The 15208-nt window shown below is 38.1% G+C and carries 9 protein-coding genes; 1 reads left to right on the top strand and 8 read right to left on the bottom strand.

What is annotated here, in order from left to right; all coding sequences use genetic code 11:
• Positions 1–545 precede the first annotated feature (545 nt).
• Positions 546–1232, top strand: a complete 687-nt coding sequence (locus K5G00_RS24860; RefSeq protein WP_238769219.1) for a hypothetical protein — start codon at positions 546–548, stop codon at positions 1230–1232.
• 701 nt (positions 1233–1933) lie between these two features.
• On the opposite strand, the gene K5G00_RS24855 is transcribed toward K5G00_RS24860, so the two are convergent.
• From K5G00_RS24855 to K5G00_RS24820, 8 genes are all read right to left on the bottom strand, one after another.
• Positions 1934–3748 (bottom strand): arylsulfatase, encoded by a 1815-nt coding sequence (locus K5G00_RS24855; protein WP_238769218.1) that lies wholly within the window; start codon positions 3746–3748, stop codon positions 1934–1936.
• Positions 3726–5279, bottom strand: coding sequence for a sulfatase family protein (locus tag K5G00_RS24850; RefSeq protein ID WP_238769217.1), 1554 nt, complete (start codon positions 5277–5279; stop codon positions 3726–3728). The genes K5G00_RS24855 and K5G00_RS24850 overlap by 23 nt, the downstream gene beginning before the upstream one ends.
• A 93-nt stretch (positions 5280–5372) precedes the next feature.
• Positions 5373–6887, bottom strand: coding sequence for a RagB/SusD family nutrient uptake outer membrane protein (locus K5G00_RS24845; protein WP_238769216.1), 1515 nt, complete (start codon positions 6885–6887; stop codon positions 5373–5375).
• A gap of 12 nt (positions 6888–6899) precedes the next feature.
• Positions 6900–10286, bottom strand: a complete 3387-nt coding sequence (locus tag K5G00_RS24840) for a TonB-dependent receptor (protein WP_238769215.1) — start codon at positions 10284–10286, stop codon at positions 6900–6902.
• A gap of 164 nt (positions 10287–10450) precedes the next feature.
• Positions 10451–11467 (bottom strand): FecR family protein, encoded by a 1017-nt coding sequence (locus K5G00_RS24835; RefSeq protein ID WP_238769214.1) that lies wholly within the window; start codon positions 11465–11467, stop codon positions 10451–10453.
• A 62-nt stretch (positions 11468–11529) separates the two neighbouring features.
• Positions 11530–12102, bottom strand: a complete 573-nt coding sequence (locus K5G00_RS24830) for an RNA polymerase sigma-70 factor (RefSeq protein WP_238769213.1) — start codon at positions 12100–12102, stop codon at positions 11530–11532.
• Between the two features lie 226 nt (positions 12103–12328).
• Positions 12329–13699 carry an alpha-L-fucosidase gene (locus K5G00_RS24825; protein WP_238769212.1) on the bottom strand — a complete coding sequence of 457 codons (1371 nt, stop codon included), beginning with the start codon at positions 13697–13699 and terminating at the stop codon, positions 12329–12331.
• 7 nt (positions 13700–13706) lie between these two features.
• A complete protein-coding gene (locus tag K5G00_RS24820; protein ID WP_238769211.1) occupies positions 13707–15182 on the bottom strand; it encodes a sulfatase family protein in 1476 nt (491 codons plus the stop codon).
• Positions 15183–15208 lie beyond the last annotated feature (26 nt).

Raw genomic sequence — 15208 nt, 5'->3', positions numbered from 1 at the left:
CCGGTAAGAGTCAAATCGCCATAACCCATGTCGTCAAGGTATATCAAAACGATATTCGGGGGATTGTTATCCATTGCTTTTGATGAACGAAAACCAAAAAAAACAGTACTTGTCAGAATGAACAAAAATACAGCGATCAAACGTTTTGAGAATTTCATGATATATAGAGTTTTATATTTTGAGTTGGAAATTTAGTTGTTGTTATTCTTGATTTATTAAATAAGACATTTTCTCACCTGAATTAACTTACGTTTTTTTATTAAGACGGAAAATTGAATTTAAAAACTGGAAATAAATAAGCGATATGAATGTTTTTCAACATTTCCCGATACTTTGATTCTTTTTTTCTCGAATAATTCATAAATTGAGCTACTTACAAACTCAAGAATCATGGAAATAACCTTGAACACTGAAAAAAATAGCTAAAAAAGAATTGTATTTAACCCTGAATAGAAAAAAACCGGCAAGCTTTAACGGGGCCTGCCGGCAGAGATCAATAACGCCCTTAAAAGGGCATAATATTAACAGTATAAAAATACAAAATTATGTCTTATTCCGAAGATTTTGAACAATGGAAAGAGGTCATTGAAAACGTTCCGGCAAAAGATGTTAAGCTTCCAAATCTCCCTGTCGATGATTTTGTGGCAAGTACCGAAACCCTGGCTGTTGATGCCAACGAAGACCGCGATGCCCTGGCAGCTGCCGGCCTGGATGTGACGCTGATTGACGAATTAACGCCGATGAGTGGTGCACTACGTTATTGCCAGGCCAACTGGATGAGTATCTTCAGGGCACGTGAGGAAGCTCAAAACCAATGGAAAGAGCAATCGCCCGGGGCTTTTGAATTCCGTGATGAACTCCTGCATAATTTTTCTTTTGCTTACCGCAATATTGGCGATGTGAAAAAGAAAGTGATGCGTATCCGCGAAGGCGGAAGTAATGCCGACATGGTACAGGACTTGCTTGAACTGGCTGTTTTGGGCGAGAAATACCCGGCACCACTGACAGCTATTAATTTCGATTTGGAAAAACTTGCGCAGTCACGTGCTCTTTCGCACAGTATGTCGGAATTGCTGGCTGCTTCAAATGGCGCTGCCGGCGAAGGCAACGATGTTAAAGTGTTGCGCGACAAGGCTTATACGCTGCTGGCCGATAAAGCCCGGATAATTCGCGAATATGGCCAGTATGTATTCTGGAAAGACGAAAACAAATTGAAAAGATACTATGCGTAGAGCCTCCCCTAACCCCTCCGAAAGAGGGGAATGAAAAGAAAATATTACAGGGTATTTACCCTGTAAGTTTTAATAATCCCTGCACCAGGAGTGCAGGATGTTATCAATTGTAAAATATTGATTTTAAGAGTCCCTGTGGAATTTGACCCTCCACGGGGGCTTTTTACCCTTCCCAACGACTTTTCACCCGCCACAATACAATTTTTTGTGTCCACAACGAAAAATGACCCGCCACAGCGAAAATTTTCAGTCTCACAATGGGAATCACCCCCTCCACAACGAGATTTTATATACCCACAGCGGAAAATGAGCCTCCATAACGCAATTTCTGGTGCTCCCAATGGAAATTGAGCCTCCACAACGCAATTTCTGGCGCTCACAATACAAAACAAGCGGTTTGCAGAACGTTTTAATCAAAATTCCTTGAGGTTGGATGCTGGATCTTGGATACAGAATACCTGATGGGGGATTGGATATCCAGCTTTATATTTTTAAACCGGGATGCGTTGGAACATCCCGGTAGTTTTTAGATGGTTAGCTTTGTTTGGGAGGAACTGCTAAGCAGGTGATTAAACATCCAGCTATATTAGAAATTGTCGATTTATTGAGACAACCCCGGCGTTGAATGGATGAAATAATGATTTTGTCTGGTAATATAAGATAGTTATATCAAATTGCTATTAGCCAGTACATTAATTTAATCAAATAGTTCTTTTCAACATCAAAAGCCGGAAATCCATTACTTGTGAGCCCGGTATTTCAAGTGCTTTCAGTGCCAATGTACCTTTACCTTTTTCCAGATGAATGCTCCCCATTTTTAAGGGTTTGAAATCTTTTACATACGATTCAATTCGTGGGTCACGGTCGTGTTCCATTCCTGTTAGCGGAGGGTCGTGCGCTTCCGTTATTTTAGAAACCAATTTTTTATTACCAAAACTCAGCTGGAAAGTTGAACCAGTATTTTCGGCAGGGCAGGTGTAATAAACGGTTACTTCAAAATCACCGTCAGCAAGTACTTCGGCCTCCCAGGTGATACTGTCGTTTGTGCTAATCCAGTTGGTGAAAAATGAACAATTCGGGTAGCGGTTCGAGCGTTGGATATTTCCGTGAGCCGTTCCGTCGCGTGCCGGAATTTGTGTCCAGACAAAATCAGGATGGGCAATGGTAAACGAGCGGGTGTCTGTTTCAGGAAGCTCGGCCAGCGCATCATTTTCCCAGTTTTGTTTGGCGGAATTCATTTGCCCGGCAATTTCAACAAAGTTCCCTGAAACATCATTGTTCTGTCCCGGATCGTTTTCCATATCAAATAATTTTCCGTCATTGTCCAGCCGGTATTTTTGATTGCGTACGCTGGTTCTTTTTCCCCAGTGGTTAAAAATATACCGTTCGTTCCAGTCCGGACTTTCTTCGGTTAACAGCGGTTTTAAACTTACGCCGTCCAGCGGGTTATTTGTTTGATGTTCAATACCTGCAAGATCAGTAAGTGTTGGCAACAGGTCGATGGCAGCGGCAATGGTTTCTATTTTTTTTCCACCTTCAATTTTTCCTGGCCATTTTATAAAAAACGGCGAACGAACACCGCCTTCATCTGTGGAGCCTTTCCGTCCCTTCATGCCGTCGTTCCAGCGCCAGCCATTGGGACCATTATCAGAGAAATAAAGTACAATGGTGTTTTCTGAGAGATTCAATTCATCGAGTTTTTGAATAATCCTTCCCACATTCCAGTCTATATTTTCGCACATGGCAAGCGCGGCTTTTGTGTGCTGAATATTTTCCAGTTCGGGATTCCGGTTCCGCATTTCCAGGTCTTTATTTTCAAACCGGTTCCAATACTCATCGGGCACCTGCATTGGCGAATGTGGCGTGTTTAAAGGCAGGTATAAAAAGAACGGATTTTCTCTGTTTTGCTCAATAAAATTTATTCCATGATTGGTTAAATCATCAATGATAAAACCTTCCCCTTTTACAATTTCGCCGTTGTGTTCCAGCATCGGGTTAAAATAATTTCCCCAGTGGCCGGAACAAAATCCGTAAAAATCATCAAAACCACGGGCATTTGGGTGATAAGGAGGTTGCATCCCGTTATGCCATTTTCCGTAGGCAGCGGTTTTGTACCCGGCATTTTTAAACACTTCGGCAATGGTTGTTTCATCCAAATCGAGCCGTTCACCACCTGCCGATGTTGAATAAACCCCGCCCCGCACATGATATCTGCCGGTTAAAAACTCGGCGCGGGTAGGGGAGCACACCGGGCAAACATAAAAGCGGTCGAAAAAAGCTCCTGTTTCTGCCAGTTTGTCGATGTTTGGTGTGTTTATATTTGTATTTCCGGTAAAACTTAAATCGCCCCACCCCTGATCATCAGAGAGTATAACAATAACATTGGGATATTGTTGTACATCTTCTTTGGAAAGCTTACATCCTCCTAATATAAATAGTAAATAAGCAATCCCAAAAAAAGACTTATTGATTCGAAACTTTGCAATTATTTTTTTACCTAGTTCTACTATATCCATTTTCAACAAGTTTTTTGAGATAGGTATTTAGTTCTTCCGCAATTTTCGGCTTTTGTAGGAAAAGATTATTTTTTTCCTCGATATCCTTTTTCATATTGTAGAGTTGACTGGTTGGACCATTTTTAACAGGTGAAAGATTCGCCGGATAAGAAAATCCGCCAGAACCCAATCCTTGAATATATTTCCAATCTCCCTTTTTTATTGCTAATTTACCAGAAGATGATAAATAAATAATATGATCACGAAACTTTTCTTCCCGATTTCCGTTTAACACGGTCATAAAACTATAGCTATCTTCAGCTTCATTCTCATTCATTTCCTGATGTGTCATGTCTGCAAAAGTTGCATAAAAATCAGTTAGACCTATGTCATAATTATAAATTGTTCCAGCCTTTATCTTCTCCGGCCATTTTATTACTAAAGGAATGTGATGTCCACCATCCCATGTATCACCTTTCATTCCTCTTCTTCCCCAATTACTTTGATGGGCATATTGGAGTATATCTTCTGTCTCCCAGGCAGCACCATTGTCACTTGAAAAAATTATCATTGTGTTTTTTTCTATGCCTTGTTCCTTTATTAATTCTGTAATTTGAGCTACAATATTATCAATCTGCATAATAAAATCGCCATAAGTACCCAACCCTGTCTTTCCTTTAAAATGTTTGTTAGGTACCCAAGGAGTATGTGGTCCGGTAAGAGGTAAATATAGAAAGAATGGATTTTCCGTTTCTGATACCCGTTCAATAAACGCAAGTCCTTCTTTTGTAATAGCATCCAGACATTCCTCAACGTTAAATGATTTTGACATTTCTCCGTTTCTCCACCATACGCCGCGTTCCCAGTAAATATCATCGTCATTAATATATTTCTTATCCCAGGCAAATTCAGTTTTTTCCAAACGGTTGGGATACATATCAGCAGTTAATATTATTTCTTGATCTACAACTTCATTATTCTTCACAAAAACATAAGGTGGCATATCGAGGGAGGCAGGCATAATAAAAGAATAGTCGAATCCTAAATCATAAGGACCTCCAGATACAGGTAAGCTAAAATCGACATTGGTATAACCTGCTCTTCCCTGTGCTTCAATAAGAGGTAATGATTTATCTTTGCGCTGCCAATTCAAACCTAAATGCCATTTTCCAATACAAGCCGTAGTATATCCACTTTTTTTCAACATATCTCCAATAGTTTCTCTCTCCGGACTTATATAAGGAGATAAATATCCCCAATGGGAACGTTGTTTTGGAGCACGAAAAAAATATCGTCCAGTAATAAGGCCATACCGGGATGGGGTGCAAACAGAACCCGCAGAATGTGCTTCGGTAAAACGAATTCCTTCTTTTGCTAATTGATCTATTGCTGGGGTCGAAACTCTGGAATAAGGATTATTACAAGAGACATCGCCGTACCCCATGTCATCAGCAAAAATAAAGATAATATTGGGCATCTCCTGAGCTTTACTTAATTGAGGGATAAAAGTTGTCGCAACAAAAAAAAGAAAACTAAAGAATTGAACTTTCATTTTTAAAATTGTTAATTGAAAACTTTCTTTATCAGAGGTTAATAAAAAGATTCCGGCATTGTTGTACTACCAACGCCGGAATTAATATTAAAATTAGTATCCAGAATTTTGAATCAGATTAGAATTTGCTTGCATTTCACTAAGTGGTATCGGGAAAAGCAATTGGGTCTCAGAATATGTTTTTCCCCAATTATTTGTATATCCAACAAAATTTATATATTCCCCAGATTCATCGTCTCTTATCATCCTGTTCCGCAACATGTCAAACCACATTTTATTCTCAAAACACAATTCAAAATATCTTTGATCCCAAACAGCTTTTTTGAAATTATCAGAATTAGAATCAGTAAAATCAGATAGGTTTGCTCTGTTTCTTATTAAATTCAAAGAATTAAACGCGGTCTGATTGGGTTGTCCATCAGAAAGAACTTGTGCCTCTGCGTACATTAACAAAATATCAGCATATCTGTAAATTGTCCAATTTAGATATGATTTTGCAGTAACATCGATTGCATTTTTATCAAAAAATTTATATACGTAATGAGCACCTAAGTCCATAAAATCTAGTTCTGGAGCACCCGGTGAGAATTTACTTGGATGACCTTTGTATGTGCTAAAAAAGAATTGTTTTTCTTCTGCTCTTTTATCATTAGGCTCAAAACTATTTACAAATTTCTCTGAGGGAATCAAGCTTCCATATTCCAGGTTAAAAGCAGAGATTCCTGAACGAGATGGTAAATAGAGCAAAACTCCATCGTTGTGTCTTTTATCCAAAGAAAACTGGACTTGAAATATGAATTCCCCTTGATTATTGTTTGCTGGATTCCTTAGCGCTTCATAATCGTTAAAAAGTGAGAAATTACCTGATTCAATTATTTCTAACGAACGTTTTGCAGATTCAGAGTAGTATTCATTTCCTCCTTGAATAGGATATCCTGCATATGTTAGATAAACATCAGCGAGTAGAGCCTTAATTGCGGCTATTGACGTTCTTCCCGAATTATCAACAAAAGGTAGTTCTGATTTTTCAGCGAAAAGAAGGTCTGGAATAATTATTTCATCATAAATTTCTTTAACAGGCTTTCTTTCTACTTGCAGCTCTCCCAACTCATATTGTACACTCTGAATATTTGGAACATCTCCGAATATACGAACTAAATAAAAGTAGTATAAAGCTCTCATAAATCTTACTTCGGCTTGGTAGTTATTAATAGTTTCTTCATTAATATCTTCAAACTCTGAAAGTTTCTGAATTGCCAGATTACACTTTGAAATTCCTGAATAACAATTTTCCCACCATTCCTGGAGGTATAAAGTGCGATCACTTACAATTAAATTTTGAAACTCATTAAAATTTGATTGCGAATTTTCAGATGTTACTTTGCCTGTCATATATTCGAGTAACAAAGTGGTATTCCCCCCCCAACTCCCTGCAGAAGTGTAAAACACAGTTGAATTAACATAAGCACTGTTAGCTAGTGCCTGTGCTGATTCATCGCTTGTCAGTTCTGAATCTATTGTCATTGTTCCCGTTGGTTTTTCATCCAAAAAATCTTCACAGGAGAATAATAATAAAATGGAAATAAATAGTACTATATAATTTTTCATTTTGCCTTTAGTTTAAAAGTTTACATTTAGTCCGAAAGTAAAAGTTCTTCTTTTGGGCTCAGCAAAGTCGTCAATACCTTGTCCAAAGGTTGCTGAAGATCTTGTTGAAATCTCCGGATCATATCCGTTATAATTTGTAATACAGAATAAATTTTGGGCACTAACATATATTCTTAAACTATTAAATTTTATTCTATCGAGAATACTTTCGTCAAAGTTGTAACCCAAAACAAAGTTTTGACCTCTTATAAATGAACCATCCTGAACCCAATGCGAATCAGGATAGGAATCATAATAGGCTCTCATTGGCCTTCGTTCTGCCACCATTGTATTTTGATTATCTGATGTCCATGCATTTAAATTTGATTTCCATCCGTTTGCAACACCTGAACGATCTTCTGCATTGTGAGTTGCTAAGTTTATTACATCATTTCCCATTACAAAACGAATATCAAAAGTGAAGTCAAAATTTTTGTAATATATTGAATTTGAGAATGTCATTGTCCAATCAGGAGACGAACAGCCAATGATTGTTCTGTCTTCACTATTTATCTGTCCATCATTATTGAGATCATCAAATTTTACGTCACCAGGTAGCCTGCTATATTTTGCAGCTTCATCTGCTTCATCTGCTCCCCAGGTTCCTAACCTTCGAAGTCCCCAGAAAGATCCTACCGGTTCACCTACTCTCAAAATCGAAATATCTCCCTGTGCATGACTTTCGGGAAAAATGTCTTCATTATTTTCGCCTAATTTTATGACTTCATTTTTATTTGAGCTAAATAATAGGACAGAGTTCCAATTAAAATCTTTGGATTTAATATTGTGAGTATTTAATGTTAACTCTACCCCTTGATTTTTTACTTCACCTATATTCCTCATTATTGAATTTAATCCTGATGAACCTGGAATTGGTGCATTTAATAGTAAGTCACTTGTAATTTTGTAATAATAATCTGAAGATAAACTTATTCGTTGGGATAAAATACTAATATCAAATCCGATATCCATTTGTAGAGTTTTTTCCCATTTAAGATCTGGATTTCCGAAAGTACTTCTATATAATGCAGTATAATAATTATCGCCAAATATAACATTAGACGAACCCAGATTCTGTAAAAAAGCATAATTACCTATCTCCTGATTACCTGTTTCTCCAATACTAGTCCTTACTTTTAGATTATCAATGAGAGTATTGTTTTTCAAGAATGATTCCTCAGAAGCTCGCCACGCAAATGCAAATGAAGGGAAAAATGCATATCTGTTATTTTTCCCAAATTTCGAAGAACCATCAAATCTTCCCGTTGTAGTAAAAAGATATTTGTTTTTGAATGTGTAATTAAAACGTGTAAAATAAGAATTTAATGCCCATTGCCAATCATTTGAAGATGACGGTTTGGGAACAGTTCCTGCACCTAAATTATGCCACTGATAAAAATCATCACTGAAGTTTTGTGTTGTGGAGCCTACATTTTCTGCTGAACGTTGCTGCCAACTAACACCGCTCATGAAAGTTAATTTATTGTTTTCATTGAATTCCTTATTCCAATTAACATAATTCTCGTTCTGCCAATAAATTTGTTTTTGTGTCTCAATAGTTGCAATACCTCCTTGATTCTTACTGAACTGAATTAAGTTTCTTCCCGAGTAATAGTTTCGTTTACTATTGTCTACGTCAATTGCAAAAGTTGATTTTAAACTTAAATCTTTTGTTATTTTAAATTCAAAATATAAATCACCTACCGTTTGAGAATTTGACGTTTCGTCAGTTATATCTTCCAAATATCTGGCAGGTGTATCTTGAACCCCACCAGGAAAGTCTCGATTACTTCCCCAAGTCCCATCTGGGTATTTAACTGGTATAATTGGAATAGCTTCCTGAACTAACCGTTTAATTCCGTATGTTCTGGAATTATCATTGCCTTTACTATAACTAAAATACATATTAGCACCAAAATCGAGCCAACTTCTTAATTCTGTGTCAAAATTAACTCTTCCTGTGTATCTTTTCAGATAATCATTTTTCATTGCCAAGTCATCGCGTTGCATATAACTAAGATGAGCGCTATATAAGGTTTTTTCAGCACCTCCTCTAATACTAAGTTGATGATTATGTGAGAATGCTGTAGGATATGCTTCTTTTTGCCAATCAGTATCATAAAGAGGATTTCCATTAGAGTCAAAAAGATTTGGCATACTTGCCGGATCTGCTTTTTTATGAACGCCTTGTGCATAACCTTCCGGATCATATTTTGCACCATTGTCCATTGTGAGATTATAATTATCCCACCATTCAGCAGCATTCATGAGATCTATCTTTTTGGAAAGTAATCCTGCAGAGACATATCCGTCATACGAAATAATTGGTACCTGACCTTTTATTCCTCTTTTGGTTGTAATTATAATTACACCATTTGCTCCCCTTGCCCCATAAATTGCCGTTGCAGAAGCATCTTTCAAAACTTCAACAGACTCGATTTCACTTGGATTAAATAAATTAATATTAGAGACCCCAATTACACCATCAACAACAAATAAAGGATCATTAGAAGAGTTAATTGAATTATCTCCTCTAATTCGAATCCGAATGTTGCCATCAGGTGTTCCACTACTCTCGAAAATTTCAACTCCTGCAGCCATACCTGATAGCGCCTGCCCTACGTTGACAACAGGTCGTTTGTTCAATTTCTCTGTACTTACTGATATTACAGAACCTGTTAAATCGCTTTTTTTCATAGTTCCATATCCGATTGCTACAACTTCTTCTATACCAATTGCATCTTCAATCATTGTTACATCTATGAAGGTTTGGGTCTCAACCAAAATTTCCTGTGTTTTCATCCCCACAAACGAAAATAATATTGTTGCTTCATTTGAAATATTAGATAAAGAATATTTGCCATCTGAATTGGTAACCGTGCCGTTCATTGTGCCTTTCACCACCACTGTTACACCAGGCAGAGGTTGCCCATTGGAATCGCTCACGGTGCCACTTACTGTTCGTTGTTGCTGCATTTCTGAGATTCCGGGGAATTCGCTTTTAGCTTTAATAAGCACATTTCTGTTAACTACTTCATATGTTACCGGCTGATCTTTAAAAAGTTTATCCAGTATCTGTTCAATGGTTTTTCCTTCCACATCAACCGAAACCAGCCGGTTATCATCAAAATTGTCGCGGTTGTAGAAAAAGTAAAATTCGGATTGTTGTTCAATTTCGTCAAAAACATCTGCAATCCGGCTGTTTTTTATTTTAACTGTCAGCTTTGTGCTTTGCGAATACACACTTGCAGAGGTTGAGAGGATTGAAAACGCTATAAGCAAAATAGTCAGGCGCATAATTAGCATTAGTTTTTTAGCACGGGGACATAAACTCCCCATTCTTTGTAATTTTTTTTTCATAAATTTGAATGTTTTTAATTAATAAACTGATTTAGCTCATACGGGTTAATGAGGTTTTTAAAGAGGGAATGCGACCAACATGTCCCTCTTTCTTTTTCTCTATTAACCGTCTAACAAAACTTAACCATAGCGTATTTTTTCAATCATAATGTTTAGTTTTTATATTAGTTATTTTTGGTTAGCCAGACTTCCTTGTTTTCAATATAATAATTAATACCGGCTGTTCTTTTAATTTTTTCCAGCGCTTCAATCAGGTTGGCGTTGTAGCTAAACATCCCCCTAAACCGGAATTCACCAAGTGAAGGATTCTTTAAGTGAAATTTGATATCGTATATCCTTTCAAGTTCTTTTATGAGATCGTTTAAGGTTGCATCTTTAAATAAGATTTCTCCGTTTCTCCATGAGGTGTAAAAGTCAGCCTCTGTTTTTTCTATCGAGATTCCTTTTTTATTTTCCTCATAGATTGCCCTTTCTCCCGGAACAAGTTTTACTTTTTGGTGACTTTGATTATTTAACTCCATTTCGATACTTCCTTCAGCCAGTACTGTTTCGAAAACTTTTTCTTTGGGATACGCTTTTACATTAAAAGAAGTACCGGTAACATTTATATTGGCAATTTCAGTTTTTACCATGAACGGTTTCGCATTGTTTTTGGTAACTTCAAAATAGGCTTCCCCATTAAGTTCAACCTCGCGGACCCTTTTATTGAACGAATTTGTATGATAGATGATGGATGAGTTTGTGTTTATCCAAACTTCTGAACCATCGGGCAAAATACATTTTGATACATGTCCTTTTGGTGCGGCTATTTCACAAATTTGTGTCTGTTCATCACCGGCAGAAGGTTTTTGCTCCAAAAAGTAAAATGAAATAGCAAAAGTGATTGGAATGACCAGAATTGCTGCGATTTTATATACAAATGAGATTCTTTTTGTATGCCGTATTTGTTTGGCGAGTTGAGAAGTCAATCGTTTTTGTAGTTCGAATTTATCCTGTTTTACAGATGAATCAGACAGCCAACCATTGCTTTTCTCCCATACTTCCACATTTTTTTTATAAAACTTTTTGTTTTCGGAAGAGTTATCGAGCCAATCGTTAAGTATATTTATTTCTTCTGCACTGGCATTTCCCGAGATACAACGGGCGATGAGATTATCTATTTTATCAGAGCTTATTTTCACCTTGCTTTATCGGTTTAATTATTAATACGACGAAAAAGCGGCATCTTACCCTGTAATAGGAATCATTTTTTTTTTGATTGGAAAGATATGAGCAAGTTAATAATTTGATAATCAGAAAGACTTTGCCTTAATTTTTTCAGGGCGATTCCCATTTGCATCTCAACGGTTTTTACTGATATATTTAGTTTTTTCGCAATTTCTGAATACTTCATGTTTTCAAAACGGCAAAGAACAAATATCTCGCGGCATTTTTCCGGTAACTGGTTGATGGCTTTGTTTATTTTATCATTTAATTCAGCTTCTTCTACCAAATCATGAAAAGGGATTGAGCCGCTATCTTCGATGGTCCCGGAAATCGGAATACTTTTTTTCTCTGTGCGCAGATAATCGATTGAACGGTTTCTTACTGAATGATACAAATATGATTTAGGTGAAAAATGGATATTCAGTTTTTCACGTTTTACCCATAAATCAACAAAAACCTGCTGTACCAGCGAACGCGACAAATCCAAATCAGCCACGTACCTGTTGGCAAAAAAGCAAAGGGGAGTATAAAACTCATCAAATAACCGGCTAAATGCAGTATCGTCACCCTTGTTTATTTTTTCAAAAATATGTGAATCAGAAAATGTCATTGTCAACTGTTCCTGCTGAATCAAACACAAAGTAATACTATTTTAAGCAAAAAACACAGCAACAGGAGTTTGTTAAAAAACATTGGGATTCAAATTGCCGGATACAAAATAAGAAACAGACATTTGGTAATGAGAATATATATCACTCCTGAAGTTAAAATATAAAAAATAAAAAACCACTGCCCAAATTGACAGTGGTATATCCTTTTTATTCATTTAAACTTTGTTATTGCAGAAACAGTTCAATAACCGGTATTTCAACATTTGGTTTGGCAACCGGAACACTCAGATCCAGATCTCCGGTGGAGTGGTCGTCGCCACCGCGGTTGTGCTGCCGTGGTTCTGAAATGCGGATTTCAGATGCATCGTGCAGAAACTGGGCATATTTTACTTTGCCCTTACAGCCTGGCAACCTCAGGTTTTGCAATGGGTAATCGAGTAAATGAATATACAAACGGTTGGTTTCAGGATTGTACGTAAGCAATGAATTTGCAGGTGCTTCAAATTCATCGGGCGCTTGCGTACAACCGTATATGGAGCGGCTGTTGAATTTCATCCAATCGCCCATTTTCTCCAGCGCCATGTCGGCACGTTCGTCAAAAACACCACGGGCAGTGGGGCCAACATTCAACAACAGATTTCCTCCTTTACTAACGGATTCAATCAGTAATCCCAGCAACTGTTTGTTGTCTTTCCATGTATATTCATCGCGGTAATATCCCCATGAGCCGGAAAAGGTTTGGCAGGTTTCCCATGGAATTCGTTTTCCGTCAATTTCAGGCCATTTATCCACTTTGTATTGTTCGGGAGTCATAAAATCCCAGCCGCCTTCAACATCCTGCAAATCGGCACGGTCGTCAATGATTATTCCGGGTTGTAATTCGCGAACCATTTTTATGAGTTCAACAGAGCCCCAATCGTCGCGTCCTTTCCCAAATTCTCCGGGAAAAGAAAAGTCGAGCCAAAGAATATCTATTTTTCCATAGCTTGTCAGTATTTCACGAACCTGGTTTTTCATGTATTCGCGGTACACAGCCATGTCGCGATTTTTATTTAACTTGTCATATTCTTCTTTGGTTTCAACCCTTTGAGGGTGGCGGCTGTCTATCGTATAGTCGGGATGATGCCAGTCGATAAGTGAATAGTAAAATCCGATACGCAATCCTTCGGCACGAAAGGCATCCACCCATTCTTTGATAATGTCTTTGCCGTAAGGCGTGTTGGTTACTTTGTAGTCGGTATATTTTGAATCAAACATGTTAAATCCTTCGTGGTGTTTTGAGGTGATAACCGCATATTTCATTCCGGCAGCTTTTGCTTTTTTTGCCCAATCGGCGGGATCAAACAAATCGGGATTAAAAATTTCAAAATATTTCTGATACTCTTCAGTGGTTATCCGTTCCCGGTTTTTTACCCACTCGTGACGGGCGGCCTGGGCATACAATCCCCAGTGGATGAACATGCCAAAGCGGGCATCGGTCCACCAGGCCAGGCGTTCTTTCTTTTGTTCGGGTGTTTCGTTCCAAATCTTTTCCTGCGAGTAAGCGGAATTAACGATGAGAATTCCAAGTAAAATTAAGGTTGTTAGCTTTTTCATTTGTAAATTATTTTAGTGGTTTCGACTGATTTTCTGTTGGACTTTTCCAGTCTTGTTTTAGTTTATTAAAGGATACTTTACCGTATTCCTTTCCTTCAAAACTATGTTTGCAGGAAACGACGAATTCATGGATTCGGTTCCTGAAATCATTAAAAACAGAAGATTCCTTTGAATGTAAATCTTTTTCCTCAAAAGGATCATTTTTGATGTCATATAACTCATAGGTTCCGTTACGTGCATAAAGCTTGTATTGATTATCGGACCAGCTTACCTGGTTACCAAAACAAAATCCAATGGGAGCCGGGCGCTCTTTCATTTCCCCTTTCAACAAAGGGAAAAGACTTGTCCCATCAAGTATGTAGGGCACTTTGTTTTTATTGATGTCAAGAGCCTCCATTATTGTCGGCAAATAGTCGGATGTAACACAAGGGATATCGGTTTCAAAATGCTCCCTGATTTTATCGGGCCAAACCAGGATGCCGGGAACACGCACGCCACCCTCATGCAGCGAACGTTTTCTTTCCTTGAAACCTCCGGTATTTCCGGGAGTTCCATCTTCGGGACCATTGTCACTACAAAACCAAATCATGGTATTTTCTGATATCCCTTTTTGTTTTAGAAAAGATCGCAAACGCCCAATCTGTTCATCCAATGCTGTTATACAACCCGCATAATTCTTCATTAGATCATTCTGCTCAGGATACATGTCCCTGTATTTCGGACCGGCAACCACAGGCAAGTGCGGTGCATGAAACCAGACAACCGAAAAAAAAGGTGTCCCGCTGTTTGCGGCTTTTTCAACAAAAGGCAAAACGCGATCCATAATAATCCTGCTATCATCTCCTTCCAGGTTATCTGTAATCTTATTTCCATCAATATCCCAGTAAAAAGTGCCGTAAGCCGTATAGTCATCTCCTTCTTTCAGGTAATTCCATCCTTCACGGGTGGCGCCGGAAACGGGTTTCTTCATTGGGTCCCAGGTTGGCACCTTTGATTCGGTTACAAAAGCGAAATCGTAACCGTGCACAGCCGGCGGGTTATATTCTCTGCGATTTCCGGGTTCTCCCCGGTTGGCATCTTTCTCAGTATGTGTCAGGGTACCCAGGTGCCATTTCCCAAAATGAGCGGTAGCGTAACCTTCTTCTTTCAATAGTTCAGGCAAAGTAATTTCTTCGGGGCGCAAAATGCCTGCATTGGCGGTAAATACTCCCATCCGATATGGATTCCGGCCTGTAAGAACACTTGCTCTTGTTGGAGAACATACTGCACAAGCAGAATAAAAACGGTTAAACTGTATCCCCTCTTTTGCCATTTGATCCAAATGAGGAGTTTTAATCACTTTATTCCCGTTATATCCGGTATCACCCCATCCCAGATCATCAGCCATTATTAAAATAATATTTGGCTTCTTTTGTGCTCCGGCTGTCAATGTCCCAATGAGAGCCATCGCCAGTAGGATTCCTCTAAATGAAGTATGTTTCATCACAAGATTTTTTTTGAATTCTCTAA

This window comes from Maribellus maritimus, assembly GCF_022267315.1.
GTDB lineage: Bacteria > Bacteroidota > Bacteroidia > Bacteroidales > Prolixibacteraceae > Draconibacterium > Draconibacterium maritimum.
This window is presented reverse-complemented; position numbering and strand designations above follow the sequence as displayed.

Bases quoted from the DNA above. Each gene is read 5' to 3' on its own strand.
- K5G00_RS24850 (WP_238769217.1), bottom strand. From the start codon at position 5,279: ATGAAAGTTCAATTCTTTAGTTTTCTTTTTTTTGTTGCGACAACTTTT.
- K5G00_RS24840 (WP_238769215.1), bottom strand. From the start codon at position 10,286: ATGAAAAAAAAATTACAAAGAATGGGGAGTTTATGTCCCCGTGCTAAA.
- K5G00_RS24820 (WP_238769211.1), bottom strand. From the start codon at position 15,182: ATGAAACATACTTCATTTAGAGGAATCCTACTGGCGATGGCTCTCATT.
- K5G00_RS24830 (WP_238769213.1), bottom strand. From the start codon at position 12,102: ATGACATTTTCTGATTCACATATTTTTGAAAAAATAAACAAGGGTGAC.
- K5G00_RS24860 (WP_238769219.1), top strand. From the start codon at position 546: ATGTCTTATTCCGAAGATTTTGAACAATGGAAAGAGGTCATTGAAAAC.
- K5G00_RS24825 (WP_238769212.1), bottom strand. From the start codon at position 13,699: ATGAAAAAGCTAACAACCTTAATTTTACTTGGAATTCTCATCGTTAAT.
- K5G00_RS24845 (WP_238769216.1), bottom strand. From the start codon at position 6,887: ATGAAAAATTATATAGTACTATTTATTTCCATTTTATTATTATTCTCC.
- K5G00_RS24855 (WP_238769218.1), bottom strand. From the start codon at position 3,748: ATGGATATAGTAGAACTAGGTAAAAAAATAATTGCAAAGTTTCGAATC.